The following is a 21,722-nucleotide window of genomic DNA, read 5'->3' as shown; positions in this document are numbered from 1 at the left end:
ACTATCAATGAACCTGGTCAAGTTTTTGGGTCACCGGTGTCGGCTCTTGCGACGCAGCCGAAATTTCCTCTAAAACACCGAGCGCTCGTTCCACGTAATAATTATCGCTTTCTGCTGTCGCGACTAATTGTTGCAGCAGTGATTTGGCCTGGACCTCTTCGCCGGTCAGGATGAGTAACAATGCTTTATGAAAAAGAACAGGCGGATAGTTTTCTTCAACGTCCAGCACACCGTCCCAACATTCTGCGGCTTTACCCAGCTCATTCATTTCCCGGTATACCATTCCCAGCTGAAATCTTTCATGCAGGCGGGAAGGTGTTCTTTCCAGCAATGCAGAATAATGCTCAACCGCTTGATGAAATAACTGAAGCTTTGCATAAACGCTGCCTAACATTGAATCCAACTCGTCTGATTCAACCTGATTATTTTTTAAATGCTTCAGCTTTTCCATGCCTTGAAAAAGGTTGTCATTTTCAAGATCAAGCGCAGCAAAAGCCAAAAGCTCTTCTGTAGAGAACATTTCAAAGTGCAGCATATTATCCTCACGCACGAATAGATAAATCAGTCTTTTCCTCAGACTATTTCAAAGATGATCCTATAGAAAAGATGAACGTCCCTCGAATTCTTCTATCACAAAACAGGATGTAATTATTACAATCAATTTCATGGAAAATAAATTTAACAATAAATATACAAGCCAAGAAAAATATCTTGCGTATTCACAACGTTAAATCAACACCAATATTCATTTATGCTTTCAATAAATGATTCAAATTTGTTAAATCTACGATCTCATCGTTAAATATCGGATCACTGATAACCCGTAATAAATCAGGAAAATGATCATGAGACCGATTTGCCACATCACGGGATAAATATTCATCTGTAGAGAACGTTCCCCAGTTCATCAATCGTGAAAAAAATGCGCAATCTGCATGGTATCTCTTGGCAAATTCAACAAAAGCAGGCATTTCATCATAGTTGTTCTGCTGCACGACAAAGCTGAATTTAATATAACCAAGTTCACCCCGCTGCTTTAACTCACGAATAAATGATAAGTTCTCCAGAAGTTTTGAGTAACTGCCCCCACGCCGGTTGATTTCATAAGTTTCCTGACAACTCGCATCAATCGAAATCTCAACATAGTTGATTCTGTCACGGACAAAATCTGGCAATTTATGCCAGATAAACGAGTTAAACAGCTGGCCATTACAATGCAGCAAGATTGAATGCAGACTCGGAAAATTCTCCTCTTTCATCCGCGCGAGAAAATCCCGCGAGAACGGTGATCCAAAGGCATCACCGGCGCCGGAGATATACAGCTCCTGCAAATCGGTACTGTTTGCCTCAATCTGACGCTCAATGAATTTGATATCTTCTGCTGCTTTCCCTTCTGCAAGAATCACATCATGCCGACACGACGGGCAAGACAGATTGCAGGAAGGGTCAAAACCATAGTTGATAAACTCAAATCCACTTTCTAAGTAACCACTCTCTTGCAAGATGCCGTGTTGAACCACAGAGGGTAACTCTGTAAAGGTTTTCAGCTGTGATTCCGGATTGACCAGCTTTGGGCACACATCATGACGACAATATCGATACGACCCGTCCAGAATCGATTTTCGAAATTCAGCTGCATCTTCATTATTCCATAAGGTGTCGAGTGCTGCGTCTCTTGGATCTCCGACACTCGGATACCCATGCCAGGCACTACAACAAAAATAAGCGCCATCATTCACCAGAATCAGCTCACGAAATGGTGAAATACAGTAAAGGTTTTCACCATTTTGATTCTGAACCCCTTCAACCCAGTCCCAATCACGAAGGACAGGCTCATTTCTCAGATACAGTTGAATTTCTTCCAGCGCACTGAAAGCGTCCAGACTTTGCACATCATTCCATTGCAAAATTGCTTTTAATGACGCCGGATAATTCCGAAGCAAACGCAAAGTAATAAAATCTGAGGGTAGCCGATGGTGAATGACATCCGCAGTGTTATCGGTAAAAACCCTGCCATTCATGACATAGGGAAATTTATCCAGGCCATTGCCTCTGGCCCATTCAATAAAAGGACGGGCACTTGTTTTCTTCCAGGCACTAATAATGGTGTCATGCTCAGAAAATACCAAGAACTCCTGTTTCCTGAAACTTTCTTCAGGTTCAAACGTATACAGCTTCGCATGGTGTTCACTCTCAAAGTACTTGCGGATCAGCGCAGAAACAGAAGTTTCATTCGCATCCCATAATTGTCTGAGTTGCGAATTCAACCAGACACGAAGATTATTTTCTTCGTTGTCTGTGATATCCAGTACTTCTATTCTTTCCATACACCTATGACCGTGCTTAGCGTCTAAGCAACAGGTAACCTCTTTACATCCTTTGCCTGCATCATACCGACAGCATTTTGACACCACAATATTAATAATTAGATTTATACGCACCGTTCACATTATTCATTGCAACGCATTTGCAAAAGTTTTCATGTTCGGTTCCATTTATGGCAATAAAAAGTAGACTTTCTCATTTTACAGAGACTGCTATCACAAATTGTTATTTGTCTAGGCAATTTCAAAAGAAATACAATATTCCTGTGAAACATTTAACGACAGACAAAAGTTAAATATGAGTTAAATTCATGTGATGGTTTTTCACAGGGTTGATTTTTAATTCGCTCACTCAAACTAAAGCTGAAATAAATTCATACAAAAAACGCCAAAAAGATTCTCTATCAGCAAATTAATGACAAAAAAAAGCTCGATGATTATTTAAAAGGTATATTTGATTTATTTTCATTCAGAAATATAAATAAATCTCCAGGCGTGAAGAAAATTTCAGTGATTGCAATTCACCATCTTGTTGCAAAACAGACAGAGGGGAAATTTCAGGACAAATTGAAATGATACAGCTGAGATGGCTGAAGCCGTCAATCGTGAGAGATGAGCGCTACCAGGAAAAATCAATAAACACAGACTCACTGTAACCACTGACGATGCCATGTTTCTGGATGAAATCCTGAAACTCGCCGTGTAGCGGATGTGACCGGAGATGAATTGCCTCGTGGTCATAGCTCCCCTCAATGACATAGGCTGACTCTGACCAGGCTTGCAAAGGATGAATCACCAGATAGCTTGCCCCGAGTGATTTTCCCAACTCAATAAAAGCCGGTATTTCCTGATAATTGCTCTTTCGGTAGACCATCACCAGTGTGATTTCGTTAATTTCCCCAATTTGATGCAGGCGCTGAACAAATTTCAGGTTCTTCATCAGCCTCTCAAAACAGCCACCCCGTACTGTCGCATAGGTTTCAGCAGTGGCCGCATCCACTGAAATGCAGGCATAAATGGCCATGGAGCGAAGATAGGGATGAATGCGATACCAGTTCTTGTCTGTCCAAAGGAGCCCATTCGAGCGCAAAGTCACCATTTGCAGGTTCGGAAAATCATCGACCGGAAATTGATGGAGAAATTTTTGATACCAGCGACTGGCGAACACATCACCGGCACCATCGAATTCCAGAAATTCGATACCAGGCGTGATACTTCGCAAATTGCCATAAATGGTATCTAAACGCTGACTGCCCTTCTCTTCCATATACAACTCATTGCGACATGAAGGACACTGCAAGTTGCAGGAAGGATCCATACCTAAATAAAGTCGGGTCGGCGGACTGACCAGGGCGCCGTCAAAGTTTTCCGGAGCATTCAGATAGTCGGAAAAATTACTGTTGAATAAGCCGGGATCTTTTTCGATTTCATCCACAGAATGAACCAAATTCCGAAGTGCCGGATTGTCTTTGTTGGCTGCCGCAGAACAGGTTTTTTCATTGCAGTATCTCAAACTGCCATCCACAAAGGACATTCTGAAAGTCTTGTAGATATCATTATTCCATATGTCCAGTGCATCCTGCTGAAGCAGGTTCCCGGCAACCGGCGTCATGTTTTGAATGTGCGACCCACAACAGATGTACAGATCGCCCTTCGGGTCGACGAGTACCTGATGAAAAGGCGTTTTACACAACAATGGTTCACTTGGCGTGATATCGACTATTTCGATTTCATTTTCGAATGGGTGCATGTTCTGTCTCGCGATAAGTGATGCAGACATAGATTCGGTGTTGTTCAGCTATAACTTGAGTTTGTGTAACACAATCAAAACAACCAGTGATTTAAGGCAAATTCTTACTGAATTGATTCAAGTCATCATGCAGGGTTATTCGTGGGAGAATGTTTAATTGTCAACGATGATCATCTATAACAAAAAACCACTCGCCTTCGGCGAGTGGTTTCATGTCTCAGTTATTTAAGCGATTCGCTCCCATAACCCATTACATTGCCTCTCAGGTTCCACTAAATTCCAAATAGAACCACATGATGTACAACTATAGTAGGACTCGGGGCCAAGCTGACCAGCCTTAGGCTTATACCACTTTGGCTTCTGTATACTCACCAACACATTCCCCTGTACTGCCTGATCAACATACTTAGAACAGCTCGCATGTTCATTTCTACTCTCAAATACACCTTGACGATATATGCCATGACAGTTGACACAGTCTGGCAAAATGTTAACAGATGCTAACATCACTTTATCCATTCCACCTCGTTTTAGCCTCAGGAGTATCCCTTGAGGTACAAGTTTTAACTCATCAGCGCTAGCGCTATTAATCCAAGTTTGAAACTCCTCAACACTGATCAGCCCAGCTCGTAAGCTTTTTATCTTTTCGGGTAAATTCTGTAATACATTCACTTTAAATAACCCTCTTAATCCTGTTTTAATGGAACCATCCAAGCATCATTCCAAGAGCCTGTCGTTCCCATAAATTGTCTTATACCACCAGATCCTGCCGCAGGGTAAAACTCTGTAAACGGTTCCCACCCAACTGTAAGACTTTCTCCCAGAGGTCTAGGAACTTCAGCACTTTTCAAAGCTAACGTTGGTATTCTCAAAAGAACTTCAGGTTCACCCCATTCCTGAAAAACTTGGCCTCTATCCATCAGAACCTTAGGGTCTAATCCAACAAAATCAGTTGTCATGTATGTTCCTCCATCACGACCACTGATAAATCCATTCTTACGATAAATCTCAACTGCACGCATATTGGTTGCCCGATAGACATAATCTTGCTTTGAAATGATTGTATCTAATTCTGCCTGCAATTCAGCACCACGCGATCGATAATTAGACATTAATGACTTGTATTGTTCTTTCGTAAGCGCCCTTTCGCCGACGAGTGGTTTGTATCCTCTAGAATGGATTGTTGAAGGACCAACACTAACTGTAGGTTTTACAAAAGATAGCGCTGAACTACTAAGACCAGCTACAGCCTCAGCAACTGAAGCTAATGCTTCCCCTTGCATAAACGAGGGTAGATTTGCGTCAAAAGCAGAAAATGCCGTACTTGTGACACTATTGGAGATATTATACAGGCCCTTCGTCAGAGAAAAACCAGCGCCCATATTCTCAACAGCCTCGTGGAAATTCACCCCGGTATATTCGGTATAATTTCGTGCAACTGACTCAACACTTGTTTTCACTATGCCAGAGATATCAATATATTCACTGCCACCGAGAATTTCTCTAAGTCCAGTGACAATACTTGCATCATCATACGTGCCCATGTTTAACACAAACGCAGCCATTGCATCAGCTGTACTATCCGAACCTGTAACCTTATAAAGGAAGCTGGTTTCTTGTGAATATCGTCCTGTTTCTCGATGACGCAGGCTATAAACTAAAGACTCATCATCAACAATAGGAACGCCATCACCTGGCCAGTACTGAGCATGTCGGTTCGAGCCATCACGAGCATTTGCTACTTTGCTCGGATCCAAAATCAACCCTTGACTTACACTTGCTGGATCAACATTAGCTCTAACGCTGGCAATATACTCAATTAATTGCTTATCAGTTGCGCCCGCTTCTAGTAATCCTTCCAGCGCAGCTGTTTCACCAAACTGAATCCCTGTTTTGTCTGCTATCTCACGAGCTGTTAGCTTCGGCTTAGACGCAGTACCTATTTCGCTTCTCGCCACATTGGTCAGCGCATTGCCAAAGGCATCCGTCATCATCCGCCCAGCGTTATCTCTGAATGATTTACCCCGGATAGCATTTGAAGCAGCCGCGCCTGCAAAGCCATTCAGGGTATCTCCCAGAATACCGAGATCTGACGTGAACTGAGCACTCCCCACACTGGCGACAGAACCGACGGCTGAAGCCGCAAAGCTTTTCCAGCTGAAGGATGCATCCATGCCGAGCGCTTTACTGCCAACATAGTTGGTCGCGTAGGACGCCGTACTCTGGACTAAGCCATGTGAGATTCTCGTTGAAAGCGGCACCGATGCAGCTTGCGAAGCATTTGTAGTCGAGCTGGCAGTCCCTGCATTCGCCGCACCATTGGCTGCATTTGTACCACCAGAAAGATACTGTCCAACCCCCGCTGTCGCAGCAGCAGCCAGTCCGCCTAACGCAACCTGGCTCCAGGAGAAGTCATCGACAACCCCCATGGCTTTACCAACCAGCTGAGAAGCGGCAGACCCAACAGCCCCGCCAATTGCAGCTGCAGCCAAACCAGCGGTGACAGAGCCGGCAACGGTCGCGCCGCCCAGAACACCTAACCCTGCAGCCCCGACCGTGGCCGCACCAGCTACACCAGTACCCGCCGCACTCATCATCGAACCAATTACACCGGCTGCTGCACCCGCGGTATAAATCGTCACCACAACTGCAATCACCACCATCACGATCATCGCAATCGGGTTACAGCTTTTCTTCGGTGGCGGCGGTGCAATCGGATCCGGATTGACGTTCCCCAGCACTTCACTTTCGTTGTATGGTTTGAAGCTTTCTGCCCCGTTAAACGTCTGCGTATGCTGATTCGGAATCACCAGGGATTTCCCTTCCACCAGCTTGTCGCTTGGTGACAGACCATTAGCATCCGCAATCAGGTACCAGTATCGGCTGTCGCCATAAACAGCCTGCGAAATGCGCTGTAGGGTATCACTGCCTCTGACGATGTATGCGCCGGGCTGGGCACCGGTGGCGGCCGCACTGTCGCTCAGTAAATCCGCATCCAGTTTGCTGTCGGTCAGTCGTGCCAGTGCATTCCCGGCCACCGCCAGTTCAGCACTGAGTTTGCCGCCTTCCAGCTGTAATGCGATCTGGCCATTAAAACCAGTCAGCATCTTCCTTTCGCTTGCATCCTTGGTACTGCTGATCTGAGTCAGATGACCCGCCGAGTTGTAGCGGAAATCGGTGACCCCAGTTTTGTAGCCTTTCTGATCCCGGCTCGCAGTCATTTTTATCTTCTGGAAGCTCTCTTTTCCGCGATAGTCATAGACGTGCGTTTCAGTAAATCCTTCCCGAATCATATTGGTCTGTTGCTTCGCGAGCTGGCCCGAGAAATGGTACGTGAACGCCAAGCTTTGTGTTGCGGTTCCGTTCGTCACCACATCCTGCTGCTTGAGCTGTCCATCGCTGTACACATAGGTGGTTTTGGTCTGGTCCGTTTTACCCGAACCAGCGCGAATCAAACCATTCGTATGTTCATAACGGGTCGACAGCTCATTTTGCTCCAGCGCATGTCCGGTCCGCGAATTGGTCTGTGTCAGGAACCGGGTCTGATAACGTGCCGTACCGTTGTATTCATAAGACTGAATATTCTGTATATGGCCATTCACATCATAACCAAACAGGGTTTCCTGCTTGACGACAGCTTTCTTGCCATCACGCGTGACCGACGTCCAGACAATCTCTTTTTCTTTCTGGCCTGCGGCATTGTATTGAATCTGACGGCTTCCGGCTTTCCCTGCAAAACTCTGGGTCTCGGCAGCATTCTGATGCGACGCCACCATGCGGTTATCACCGTCGTATTGATACCAGCGGGTTTCGGACACAGTGCCCCGCTTGCTGACCACTTTCCGGCGGTTACCCACAGCATCGTACTGATAAGTCACACTTGAGTTTTCAAGTGTCTTCCCAAAACCTTTGGCTGTCGTTGTCCCAATCGACGCCAGTCTGCCATGACTGTCCCACTGACTGACCGTCACGAGCTGCTGATCGCCGTCCGTCAGGGTTCGCTGTGTTTCTTTACCATTTACGTCGTAGACATAGGTTTCACTCTTCGTGCCGGAAACCTGCTTTTTCAGCAAACCGTTGGTGAAATACTCAAAGCGGATATCCATACCGCCGCCGGTCTTGCGTGTCACCTGACCGAGAGCATCGTAGCTGTAACTGATCACACTGCCGTCGAGCAAAGTCTCGGTGAGCAAGCGTCCGGTTTTCGAGAACGTCGCACTCTTTCTGGCTTTTTCACTACCGCCTGCCAGCCAAGCTTCGCTGGTCTTGTTACCGAATGCATCATAGGTAAATTTCTGATGCTGGCCGCCGCCTTTGGTTTCCAGCACACGACCGGCCTGATCGAAACGTGTCCACTGGGTATACCCGGTTTCGCCCACCCATTCTTCGCTGTACCGCTGCCCGAGCTGGTCATAGGAATATCTGGCATATACTTCAGCAAACTTATCATCCAGCCGGAGTTTGGCACGGGTCAGCAACTGGCCATTATTGTTGTAGGTAAACATTTCACCCTGGCCCAGCGTGTTGATCCGGCCAACCATGTCACCACGGGCATCGTGATAATAGTGCGTCACCCCGCCGGCACCATTGATGTCTGAGAGCTTCTGCCCAGCCAGATCATAGGTGCTCTTCTGCCATTTTCCGTTCGCATCCTGAACGGCAATCCGGTTTCCGTTCAGGTCGTAGTAAATCTTGGAAACAGGCTTGCGCTTCGTGAGCGTTCCCTTGGTATCCAGAACATCAGTTTCAGGTCCCGTCTGTTCAATCACCTGATTGTTCTGGTTGTATTTGAACTGATAAACACTGCCATTCACATTGCGGGTCAGCACGTTTCCGAAGCGATCCAGCACCTGCGTTGTGACCGGAGACTTGCCGTCAAAGCTCACGCCTTTCTCACTGGTCAGGTTGCCCATTTTGTCGTAATCGCGAACTACCACCCGGCTGCCGCCGGTCGTTTCACGAGTGACTTTCCCCAGCCAGTTATATTGATAATTGGTCTTGATACCTTTGCGCTCTGCCGCGGTGACCTGACCGAAGCCATCATATTGATAACTTTCCTGCACCTCGTTATTGAGGCGTTTTTCAGTCACTTCACCAAAGGCGTTATACCGTGCCGTTTCAGTAATATTGCCGGATGAGGCGTTCACGGTTGTCGCCGTCTGACGTCCGGTTTTGTCATAACTGAAACGGGTCACTTTATCGAAACTGTAACTGAGCCCTCCCGTCGAGGAGACCTTCACCGTTTCCTGAACGACACGGTTCATCGCATCGGTCTGGATCTGGGTGTAGTTCCCCTCCGCATCTTTCCGGCCGGTGAGCTGGCCTTGCTGATTGAAATACTGGAACGTCGAGCGACCCTCGGTCATCGTGCTGACCTGATTTCCCTGGGCGTCGTAGAGATAATCGGTCCGCTGATGCGCTGACAGACGTTCAGGCTGACTGCCGCCGGCTACGGCAAGCGCCACACTTGAAACCACGTAGTCCCGTTTCTTGCCCCAGGTCGTGACCAGACGGCCCAATGCATCAAACTCATGCAGCACACGGTTGGCCGCAGTCGCATGATTAGCCGCATCAACCGAATTTGCCTCCTGCACCGTCATATACATCCGGCCGGCATAATCGTGGTACGTCGTTGTGATCAGATTGCCGGTTTTCTCAGTAACTGTATTACCGTTATGGGCGTGGTAAACCACATGATGCCGCGTGGTCTGCGTCCGGTTCCCGCGGTGATCATAGCCGTAGCTCTCAAACCGTTGTGCATTTCCCTGCTGTTTCTGCCAAGCTTCAAGCGCCTTCAGGCTCCACTCACCGGTATAGCGGTTGGTGAATTCACGTTGTTCAACCAGTTGCCCCAGGCCGTTATAGCCATAAGCAGTGACATACCCTTCAGCATTCCGGGTCGCCTGCAGCTGACCCGTTAACGAGTACAGGTGCTGTCCGGTTGTGACTGATACGTTTTTCGCACTGCGCGTGGTGGAAACTTTTTCGCCGAATGCGTTATAAACCACGTCATCCCGAATAGTATCGCTGTTCACGCTGCTGCTTTGTGTCGCTGAAATTTCCTGTCCGCGCTGATCGTAGTTCCAGCTGATGGCACGGCTGGTGCCGCCACCGGCAACAAACTTCTCCAGCTCAGACAATGCAATGGCCGAGCCCTCAGGACGTTTCGCACTGAATGCGTTACTGTATCGGATCTGGGCTGTTTTCTGGCCGTAGCTGTCGTAGCGGTATTCCGTCACAAAGCCCAGCTCATCGACATCAAAACGCAACTGACCTAACTGGTCGTAGACTTTATCCCGGCGACCGTTTTCAGCATTGATGTTGACTGATGCCAGGTTCTGTTCGTTGTAAATCACCGCATTGCCCGCCAGACCTTTCGCCTGCGTCTGATTCCCCATGACGTTGAATACAAAACGCTTACTATTGGCCATGCTGGTTCCGGCAGCCGTGGTGCTGGCAATCACATTGCCCAGACTGTCATACTGATACTGGGTTTCAAGCCGCCCGATATGCTGAATCACTTTGCCGTCAGCCGTCACATCGGCATAACTGACAGTTGCAGACAGTTCAGAAATCAGCTGCCCGCGCGCGTCGTACCGGTAGTCCGTATCATGGCTGACCGTTCCCGCATTGATCTCCCGGGCCACAGCCTGTTTCGACAGATAAACCAGTTGCTGGGCTTCGGAAAGTGTCGCTCCGGCCCGGTCTTTATAGGTTGTCGCGCGCTCCAGGTAAGCACTCACTTTACGATGCAGCGTCGTTGCAGCATCCAGGTCGGTATACACCTTGTTCAGATAACTGACGGTGGTATTCAGCTCACCTTTGGCTGTGTTCAGATCACCTTGTGCAACGTTTAGTTCTTTTCGGGCAGCAACGACAGCAGCCAGCGCTTTCGCTTCATCAGATTTGGCAACATCCAGCAGCTGGCGAATCGTGACGATGGCGTTCTCAACCCCATCCATTTTTTCCCGGGCTTTTGCGAGATGGATTTCGGCCTGATCCATTGTCTGATGGGCATCGGCCACTTTCTGCTTCGCTGCCGTCAACGCTTGATTTGCTGAATTCAACGCGCTGGATGCGGCATTCACATCGGCTTGTGCCTGATCAACTTTGGTGGTTGCTGCGGCCAGCGCACTTTCTGTGGTCGTCAGGTTTCCTTTCAGCCGGTTGACTTCACTCTGCGCTTTTTCCACTCGGGTCCGGGCAGCAATATCATCATTCAGTTTGGTACGAACGTCAGAGACATACTTCAGCCCGCGTGCAGCGCGATCAGATTCGGCTTTAAATGCATTGATTTGCGCCTGTGTATAGGCGTTGGAAGAAACCCCTTCTTCATTGGTGTTTTTTGCCGTCAGAGAGTGCTTGTACTGGGCGTAGAACTTATCTGCCAGAGACTTCACCTGACTCTGGTAATAGCTCTGCTGCTTCACCGCGGTATCAGAGAGCGCTTTACTGTCCGGTCCTTTGTAAATCGCCCCTGAATTTGACGTAAACTGCTGCTTAAAGCCGTTCATCAGGTCAGCTGCGGCCTTGCGGTCTCTGAACGCAGCGTCAATCTGAGCCTGCGTATAACCGACGCTGCCACCGCCCTGTTCTTCGGAGAGCTTTCTGTATTTGTTGTTTAAGCGATGCTGATAAATCGCATCCATATCGCGGAAGTTTTCTTCTACCACCCAAACCGCATCGCCCCAGGAACGGAACGTTTTCACTGCCGTCGCTGTATTCGATTTATGGGTCTGCGCTTTTTTCAGTTCAGCTTCCGCATTCGCCAGTGCTTTCCGGGTTGCATCCCGATCCGCCTGACGCTGTTTGAACACGGCCTGATTGCTGCTCAGGACGCTGTTCGCACTGTGATAGGCGTGTGATGCACCGGACTGAGCCTGCGTTTTGCTATTCAGGTTCAGCTCTGAAGCGCGGATCGTTTCAGCCCCGGTCCGTTTCGCTTCTTCCCAGGAAATAATCTCCAGCTCTGTGGTGAACCGCTGGTTGTTTTTTGCATTCAGATCACTGGCAATCTGCTCGGCCTTATCGCGACTTTGCTGATGGGCAGACAGTTTCTCATCATAGTTACGTTTTTGCTTTTCTAATGCGTTGCGTTGCTGCTCGATCCGATCCCCCAGCGCCGCAAGCTGACCTTTGAGATCAGTCACTTTCTGCTGGTTCACCAGCATGTCCCGTTCAGCCTGCGCTTTCACTGCATTCGCACTGTCCAGGCTGTCGACCGTTGCATGAATCAGCGAATCACTGTTCTTCCCGCCATCAGAGAGGGTTTTCAGCAACGCTGATTGTTCCTCAAGTGCTTTGTCCCTTTCCGTCTGTAATTGATTCAGCTTGCTGACTGCATCTGTATGTTCTTTCTGCGCAGCGTGCAGCGCTAAACGCGTTTCTTTTTCATACTGAACGACCGTCGCATCGCCGGCGGCATTGGATGACAGTAACTCAAGCGTTTGCTTGGCAGAGGCAATCGCATTTTCTGCCCCAGCCAGCCGCGTCTGCGCTTCCTCAATTTGCACGCCAGCCTGAGCAAACTGTGCTTCGGCCTGCTGGTAAGACTGAGTCGCACTATCGAGTTTCGATTTCGCGGCATGATATTGCGCCGAAATCCCTTCAAACTGACTTGAGACTTTGTTCAGCGCATCGCGCGCAGTGCTCACAGTCACGAGTACAGCATTATAATTCTTAGTCGCGGTATCAATCGCAGTGGCTGCTGTCGCTTTTGCCACTTTTAGCTGACTGATGTCATTCGACGCCGCATTTCGCTGAGAGACCCAGGCGTTATACTCATTTTCTCTGGCTTTGACCGCAGTGGCTGCACTGTCCCGTGCCGCTCGTTTGCTGTTAATTTCCGAGAGAGAGGTTCCCCATGAGTGACCTTCTTCATTGGTATGACGTCCGGCAACCGCTTTTTTGTAGGCCGCATCAGTATTGCTTAAATGCTGACGTGCACTGTCCAGTCGTGATTTCGCGGCATTGACTTCCGGAACGGCTTTGTTATACCGGCCTTCGGCCGCTTTCAGATCCTGGTTGATACTCGCCAGATTGTTCTGAGCTACGGTTAACTCAGAGACTCTGTTTCGTTTATTCGCCTCAGCCTCATTGAGCTTTTTCTCCGCAGCCGTCTGTTCGCTGAGCCCCTTCTGATAACTGCTCAGAATCGAATCAAACCCGGCTTGCGCCTTCGCCTGCTCACTGACAAGCTTCGTCCGCTGTGCGGCAAGCTGTTCACGTAACGCTGTGGCAGTTTTCAGCGCCTGAGTCGCAGCGGCTTTTTCTGCGATCGCTGAATCATAGGCAGCCTGCGCGAGGTCGACCTGCTCTTGTGGCGTTGCAATCTTTTCCTCAAGCGTTTTCTTTCTCGCGGTTAACGTGGCCTCAGCAGCTTTCCATGTCTGAGTTGCCTTGCTGTAACGTGTATTGGCTGCAGAAAGCGTACTTTTAGCCGTATTCAGGGCCGTTGTGGCGTTATCAAACGGCGTTTTTGCTGCATCAAGTGCTTTTGACGCATTGGCCAGTGCCGCATTCGCTTTGTCTGCATTGGCCTGTGCAGTATTTTTCTGTGTGGTCGCAGTACTGAAGTTATTCTTCGCTGCATTCAGCGTGTTCAGATACCCGGCCCGGGTATCCCACTTCGCTTGACGGGCACTGTAGGCTTTGTTGGCTTGATCAACCCAGGAATTATGTGAGTTGATTTTGCTCTGATAGGTTCGCAATTTTGCATCGCGTGTCGCCCGGCGACTGTTCAGTCCGGCGCTGGTTTTACCGCTCGGGTTTTCTTCGGTATACCAGCTGCGCTTACTGTAGGCGGTGTAATCCGCAGCCGCGCGTTCATAATCTTTCCGGGCAGCTTCCCGCTCACGCGAGGCTGCATCACGGTTTTTCACCGTATTTTGATAATGCGTATCTGCTTTCGACCATTCACCATGGTGATAGTTAAAATCAGACTGCGCTTTATTCAATGCAGACTGCTTTCCTGAAAGATTTGTGTTCGCAGAAGTTAGCGCACTATTGGCACTGTTCGCGGCAGATTGCGCTGAGTTTTTCGCAGCAAGCGCTTTGTCATAGTTCGCTTTCGCCGTGTTAAAGGCGAGTTGTTTCTGATTCTGGCTGGCGAGGCTCGCATCCCGGTGCTTGATGGCAGCCTGATATTCTGCCCATGCGGTATCCCGGACTTTCTGAGCGCCTCCAACTGCTTTTTTCGCTGCGTTAATCGCCGCCTGACGTTCAGCCTGAGCTTTGTTATAGGCCTCCCGGGCAACAGCGTATTCTTTCTCACGTTGTGCCAGAGACACTGCCGCCAGCTCAACTTTTGATTTCTGTGCATCAATCTCCGCCGTTAAGATCTGGAGCTTCGACTTCAGCGCATCAATTTTATCGAGTGTTTCAGTGGTACTGTTGCCCGCTGGCGGGAGTACAACATCATCGGTCGGCGTTTGCGGCAGAGAAGGTGCCGTCCCGGTGTTGTCGGCCGGTACCTTCGGATTGCTATTTATCGCAGCATTGGTCTCGTTTTGTTTCTTGATCGCTTCGGACAGGGTTTGCTTCGCTGCCTTCACTGCAAGTTCTGCATGCTGTACCCCTGAACGGGCGGTCAGATCTGCCTGAATATCTGCCGATAGCTTATCCAGAAATTCAATCGCAGAAATGACCTGATTCAGCTTATCTTTCGTCTGTGTAGCTTTTGCTGCATCCTGGCTGTTTAACGCTGCCTGATACTGCTTCTGCAGCGAGGTCTTTTCACTGTCCAGGGTATTTCGGTGACCTGAAATCAGAGACAGCGCGGAATTTCCAGCAGCATCACTCTGAACCGACGCATGAATTTTGCCGCCCGTGGTTGTGTAATCGGCTTTCCATTCCGGATGAAGCGTGGTGAGCACACTGGCTTTCACAAGTGCCTGTACGGCTGCTGCAGTTTGCGCTTTGTGGCTGCCGGCCTCAGTGAATGTCTTGTCTGCATCCGTGACCGCTTTCTTCGCGGCTTCAACTTCCGCCGCATTCTGGCCTTTTAAACGGGCTTCATGTGTTGCTATTTCACTTTCTAACGCATCGATCTTTTCCTGCAGTTTCGCATGACGTACCAGCTCAGTTTTCACTTCGTTCTGCAAGCCGGATAACCGATGGTTCGCATCCTCGATGCTGATCCCCAGGTCATGGTTGGCGTTATTCGTGGCCGCAATCTGGCCTTCAAGCGTATTCAGTTCCTGAATCAGGCCGCTGATCCGTCCCTGCTGATGATTCAGCTCCGATAACTTCGCTTTCAGTTCCGCAGAAGCGTTGTCCAGGCTTTGCAGGCTCTCTGTAAGTTGCAGGAATACGGCATATTCGGAGGCCGTCGCACTGCCTTTACGAATGTCATTCAATGCGTTCCGGACAGCCGAGTTGTCGACATATTCTTTCTTCCGGCTCTTCTGAGACTGGCGGTTGTACTGATATTCCACCAGGAAGCCATCGCCATCCATCGCGAACCGGAGGCGTCCCAACTGGTCATATACACTGAGCTCAGCGCTGACCCGGCCCGCCTCAACTTCCTGAGACAAATGCGTTTTCAGCGCATTTACGGACGTGGCTGAACGGTCCGCCAGCTGGAAATCCGTGTTGTAGCGGATGGTATGGGTAATACGGCCTTCTTTATCGTAACCGCGTTCACTGATACGCCCCTGCGCATCGATCGCATACAGAAGACGACCATGGGCGTCGTAAACCGACTGACTGATCCGGTTGCCTGAAGCAGCCGTGTTCCAGTTCGCCTCTTTCACCGTCTTCTGGTACTGAGTGGTCGTAATTACCTGGCCGTTCGCATTATACAAATAGCCCGTCGCATACCCTTTTTCATCGATCTCGAAGGCAACCCGGCCTTCATTGTCATAACGGGTTTCGGTGCTTCTGTCTTTTGTCGGATCGGCAGCAATAGCTGCTTTCAGGCTCGCTTCCGTCCAGGACGACTGAGGTGCAACCGCTTTGCTGAACCGCGTTGTTTTCACCACCCGGTTCGCAGCGTCGTAGTCAAACTGGGTGACATAGTTCAGCGCGTTGATTTCATATCTGACCCGGCCCAGCGCATCATAGACATACCGCGTCGTGGCACCGATACCGGTCGCCTTTTCCAGCACTTTCCCGGAGCCGTCGTAACGATACAACGTCGTCTGGCTGCTTGCCAAACCCGACCAGTCGGCCCCTGATTTGATTCGTTTCCCGGTCAGATTGCCGTTTGCATCGTAGCTGAACTCAGTGACCCGCTCTTCAAGCACCCGGTCACTGGCTGAGACTGCCCCTTCAACCGTTTTCAGCACCTGACCATTGGCGTCATAGGTAAAGAGGGTTGCCACACCCCCCTGCTCGACCCGGACTTTTCTGCCGTTGTTGTCATAGCGGATATAGGTCCGCTGATCTTCGGTATTTTCCCAGACCCGCTGACCCTGCTTGTCGTAACCGTATTCAGTTGACAGTTTTTCACCGTCCGCGTCTCGGATCACTTTCCACTGCTGACCAATCGCGTTATAGCGGTACTCGGTGCGTGTGCCTTCGGCATTGATGTCGAATTTCAGCAACCCAGTGGTGGCATCGTATTCTTTGCGGGAGAGGATTTCAGGCGTGGTACTGCCGGCGGCAATAAACTCTGAACGGAGCAGTTGACCCTGATGGTCGTAATGGAACAGACGGCGATGACCCAGAGCATCGGTGATCGATGTTGTTTCACCATGGGCATTCTTTTCAGTCACGGTACGAATGCCGCCCGGCGAGACTACCGTCACCTGATTTCTGGTATCGTCATACTCATAGCGCGTCGTCTCGCCCTTGCCATTGGCCAGTGACAACGTCCGGCCCAGCGCATCCAGTTCAATGCGCTCCTGCAATGCACCGGAAAGCTTGACCGTTTTCACGCGGCCACCGTGGAGGTAATCCACAATTTTCTCGCGACCTGCGCCATCCAGTTCGCTCACCACACGGCCCATGTGATCATATTTCCGGGACCACTGCGCCTGATAACGCACTGTCGGCTGACGAACATCCGACAGTTCATCCCCGCCGGAAATCCGGCTGCCTGCACGATAATCTTTGGCGACGCGCTGCTCGACCACATTCCCGCGCGCATCGTACCGGTATTGCGTGATTTCACGGGAAATATGATTGCCCGAGCCGGACAAAAACGAGGAATAAGCATCACTGACGTGTTGCTTCACCAGATAACCCAGCTTGCCCTGCTTGTTATACAGGTAACTGGTGACGGCTTTCTCGCCATCCACAGTTCGCAGCACCCGGCCCGCTTTATCATAGGCAAATTCAGATTTGACAATGCCAGCCACCAGCTGTTGTTTCACTTGCCCGAATGCGGTGTAAACCGTGCTCTTTGTATTGCCCAGCGCATCGGTTTGCTGAATCAGCCGCCCGGACTTGTCATATGCATAGCTCGTTTTACCGGTGGATGGATGATAGTCGCTGACTTTCCAGCCCATGGTGTTATAAACCGACTGACTGCCCCGGGCCGTAATCAGCGCGGAAACATTGGCTGTTTTCCAGTCCTGACTGCCCGCGACAGCAACACGTCCGGTCAGCTCACCGAACTTGTTATAGTCCATATAGACAGAGCGGCTATCTTTGGTATTCGCGCCGCTGATTTGCTGGCGAAGCAGACCCGTCACGTCATCGTACTGATAGCGTGTCTCAATGCCATGCTGATTGACGCTGGCAATGAGTCTGCCGGCTGCATCAAACTTGTCCCGGGAAATTTGCTGCGCACTGCCGGCCTGCTGCAGAATACTTTCGATCCCGCCCTGCCGATTGGTCACTGCATTCGTGTAACGGTAGGTGACCTTCTCCTTGCCGCCGTCCAGATAGCGCGTTTCGGTCAGAAAGCCCTGTTCATCCAGAAGGTACTGCTGACGGCCGCGGCTGTCATAGAAAACATTCGAACTGTCATAACTGTCCAAACCGCTCGTTTCTGCCGCCTTTTCTGAAAGCGCAACCTTACCAATACTGCCCGTGCCGCGGATTAAAAACGCGTTTACATGCAGAATTTTATTGCCCGGTTCAACCGCAGCCAGATCGGCTTCCAGATCACGGGTGACGGTATTCCACTGCCCGTTGTTAATGCTGCCGATGTAATGGTGCGCGTAGCCGTTCTTGATACTGCTGCTACCCGTCCCCGTATGGTACTGGATGTAACGATGTCCTTTCTCCGTTTGCAGGCTGATGTAAACCGTCATGTCCTGGGAGTAATTCATATCCCAGCTCAACAGACCCATATCGGTATTTTTCCAGCTTTCGTTCGCATTGTTATTTGCCAAGCGATAGCCGTTTGACATCCCTGAACCACGGAGATCGATCACTTCGCCGCCGTAGGCAGCGTCGTATCTCGGGGTCATGGTCGCACCCGCCGGAGAGTTGGCGTACACCTGCCATTTGCCTAAATCGACTTCATGACCGTTCTGATAAACCGTCTCGCCGCGGGGTTTGTAAAGACGGGTTTCAATCAGCTTGCCGGAGGCATCGTAACTGAAGCGTTTCACGAAACCGTCGGCGTCTTTCTGCTCCGTCAGTCGTCCTGCATTGTCATACTGGCTGCTCAGCACCCGGGCAGCGCTTGCATAACCTTCGGTGTAATGACGCACCTGAATTTGCCGGTCCAGATCATCGTAGATGTATTCTGTCACCTGCTGCTCAGCATCAATTGTGCGGGAAAGGCGCCCCAGTGCATCAAACTCGCTGCGGATCACCCGGTGCGCCCGCGTGGCATCAATCAGGCCAAGAACTTCTTTCCCACTCACGGTCAGCTGGCCGCCCGACAGCCAGCTTTGTGTATTCACACTGCTGTCGTACTGAATTTCACGGATAATCCGGCCTTCACTGTCCCTCTGATATTCCGTGATTTGCCCTGAAGCAGACACTGTGATCCACTGACGTCCCGCATCATCATAAAACACAGCGCTGAGACTGCCGTTGGCTTCCTGTGTCGCCACAAGCTGGCCACTTTTGTTGTAGATGTAATGACGCTCACGGCTCGTCTCTCCGGCAGCGCTCACGGTTTCAGAGATCAGTTCGCCACGCTGGCTGAAAGTTCTTCTTGTCGTGACCCCATTCTCGGTGGTCACCAGCACTTGCCGGTTCGCATCCAGATACTGAGTCACCACAGTGTTCCCGGCGGCATCAGTGGTGCTGGTAATGCGATTTAATCCGTCAAAAACCTGAGTGGTGGTTGACTTCACATCCAGTCGGCCCGATTTGATATCACCGGTCAGCGTTTGGGTGCCAATCAGATTGCCGAAGGCATCATAGGTCGTCCGCACATGCTCGGCATTGGACAAGGTATAATTCACAGTGGATTCAGGGAAACGCGGGCGGTAATCCTGATGGGTCGTCACCCACTTGCCGTCTTTCGCTTCAGCAATCGCCATGAAAGCACTGCGGGTTTCTGCATGCTTCAGGGTCTGCGCATTGATCCCCAGACCACTCAGCGCATTTTTTGCGTCCTGATTCAGACGGTTTGTCCATTCATCAGAAGAAGTGACAATGATCTGAAGACCGGCAGTGGTCGCTTTCAGCGTTTTCAGATGTGCCACAAGCTGTGCCGAGGCATCATCCTTGCCATAGGTATCGAAAGTTTTGGTCGAGATCAGCTTGTTACTGGCATCGACAACCGTGACCGTCAGACCCCGTCCGTTGCCGCCCACATGTTTGCCATCAATGGTCACGCCGCGGTTCGTTGTTCTGAATCCGGCAAAGTCATAGCCGGATGACGTGATTTGCAGATCATGAATCGTATCGCCGCGGCCCGCGGTATCCAGCCGGTGATAAGTGGTTTGCGTGTGCAATTCACCCCGCTGATAGGTGTATTCTGTCAGCTCCGTCGATTGTTTATTTTGCTTGCTTGCCCAAGTCGTCAAAGCCGCCAGCTCAGGCAGTTTAGTCGCCTGCAAAGCAGTGTCCAGATAGCGCCGCATTGAGGTCCGCTGACCGAAGCCATTGTACTGGTATTCAGTCACGGTACCGGCTGAAGAGACTTCAAAGCGCAGGTTTTGCTTGTCATACACAAAGTAAGCACTCGACGCCACCTTACCACCGGCATACTGATGGCTGGCGACCAGCAGATTATTTTGGTACTCATGTTTCAGGTACAGCACACCGTTGCGGGTCGATTCCGTTAAATTGCCCTGTGCATCGTACTTGTTCTGAATTGTTTTCCCGGCACTGTCCCGGACCAGAATCAGGTTATCCTGATCGTCATACTGATAGGTGACCTGTCCCTGTACCTGCCCGTTTTCACGCGGCAGATTATTCACATCTCCCTGATAATCAACCGCCGGAGACAACACAGACACCAGACGGCCTTTGTCATCATGCTGGTAAAACCAGACTTCACCATTGTTATCGGTGATTTGCAGCTGATGACCATTCCCGCGGTTGGTCTGATAATTCAGTAAGGTCACAACACCGTTGTCATCAATTTTACTCAGGCGGCTTTTTCCGCCGACGGTCTGATAACTGAAACTGACCTGACTGCCATCGCTCTTTTGAATTGACTTCAGGAGATAACTGTTCGCATCCTGATAGGTATAAGTCGTGGTGAAAACTTTCCCGTCCGTAATCGACTTATCTTCAGGGGACAAGTCAACTTTGACCTGACTTAAGCGGCCTTTTGAATCGTAGCTGTAGTGAACTTTACTGTGGGAGTGTGTCAGCTTGCCTTCAACTTGGGTATAGCTGTCCAGGCGGGTTAACTGCCCTTTACTGTTGTAGACAAAACGCAGTTCTTCGCCGCTGGCGTTTGAAACCGCACTCAGGCGGTTGCCGCTGTAACGGTAACTCACCCGGTTGCCGTGTTTATCTTCGGAGTGGATCAGCTTGCCATCAGCACTTTGATAAGTTTCCCGAATCCCGCTGGTGCCTTCCGTATAAACCCAGTTGCTGCCGACTTTGACAATGGTGTCATGAGCACCGCCACCCGCCGCAGAAAGATATGAACCATCTTCCTGTTTTTTGAAAATCGCGACATGACCATCACCGGTAATCCGGTGCAGATCTGAACCAACCATCCGAATCTGACGCTCAAAAGAAAAACGCCAGTTATCGGCATCAAAATCGTTTTTCGCGCCCTGGCTGTTATAGGTGCGGGCAAGCGATAAATCCAGTCCCCGACTGACCAGTGTCTGATCGTTACTTTGAACAACCAGATTCCCCGTGGATGCATTGATACTCAACCCTTTGGTGCTGGACAGCTTAATCCCCGCTTGCCCAAGAACATCATAATGACCTAAACCTGCACCACCGATGACAACAGCCATAGCTAATCCCTTTTGATTACATTATCGACGCTCTCTAATGGACGGTTCTGCAAAGAAAAGTTAATTATTTTTCGAGGAAAATTAATTTTTACGTCCTTTGTCACCCTATTCGTGTAATAGCAACAAAGTCATTTGCATTTTGTGCCGAGGAACCTTGATAAAAGAGGTTATCGTTGAGAAAGGACATAAGGACTGAAAACGTTCGATGCAGTGGGAACTACACATGCATAGAGGGTTTGTATTGATTCAGTTATTGAATCATCACCAGTCATAAGATAGGGCAAGTGGACATTTTCTTCATTTTGAAAATCCCCTCTTTAAATGATGAAAGACTCAATTTTCTGCGGCGAAGTTCTCTTTGAAGCAAAAAAG

5 protein-coding genes are annotated in these 21,722 nt (G+C 49.8%); all 5 read right to left on the bottom strand.

The genetic code is table 11. From position 1 onward, the window contains the following. Window positions 1-4: 4 nt before the first annotated feature. Window positions 5-535: a lipopolysaccharide assembly protein LapB gene (locus L4174_RS06355; protein WP_248139650.1), complete on the bottom strand. Its 531-nt coding sequence runs from the start codon at window positions 533-535 to the stop codon at window positions 5-7. 214 nt (window positions 536-749) lie between these two features. After that, entirely contained in the window at window positions 750-2,441 is a 1,692-nt protein-coding gene (locus L4174_RS06350; RefSeq protein ID WP_254589126.1) for a radical SAM protein, read from the bottom strand. Between the two features lie 502 nt (window positions 2,442-2,943). Then, window positions 2,944-4,074 carry an SPASM domain-containing protein gene (locus L4174_RS06345; protein WP_248139647.1) on the bottom strand — a complete coding sequence of 377 codons (1,131 nt, stop codon included), beginning with the start codon at window positions 4,072-4,074 and terminating at the stop codon, window positions 2,944-2,946. A gap of 225 nt (window positions 4,075-4,299) precedes the next feature. After that, entirely contained in the window at window positions 4,300-4,788 is a 489-nt protein-coding gene (locus L4174_RS06340; RefSeq protein WP_248139645.1) for a hypothetical protein, read from the bottom strand. After that, complete coding sequence (locus L4174_RS06335; RefSeq protein ID WP_248139643.1) at window positions 4,761-21,350, bottom strand: interleukin-like EMT inducer domain-containing protein; 16,590 nt, start codon at window positions 21,348-21,350, stop codon at window positions 4,761-4,763. The genes L4174_RS06340 and L4174_RS06335 overlap by 28 nt, the downstream gene beginning before the upstream one ends. Window positions 21,351-21,722: the final 372 nt, after the last annotated feature.

This window comes from Photobacterium sp. CCB-ST2H9 (assembly GCF_023151555.2).
Lineage (GTDB): Bacteria > Pseudomonadota > Gammaproteobacteria > Enterobacterales > Vibrionaceae > Photobacterium.
The sequence above is the reverse complement of the archived record's forward strand: the minus strand, read 5'-3'. Positions and strand labels throughout refer to the sequence as shown.

Excerpts from the sequence above, each read along its gene's own strand:
- L4174_RS06355 (WP_248139650.1), bottom strand. The coding sequence starts at position 535 with ATGCTGCACTTTGAAATGTTCTCTACAGAAGAGCTTTTGGCTTTTGCT.
- L4174_RS06345 (WP_248139647.1), bottom strand. The coding sequence starts at position 4,074 with ATGCACCCATTCGAAAATGAAATCGAAATAGTCGATATCACGCCAAGT.
- L4174_RS06335 (WP_248139643.1), bottom strand. The coding sequence starts at position 21,350 with ATGGCTGTTGTCATCGGTGGTGCAGGTTTAGGTCATTATGATGTTCTT.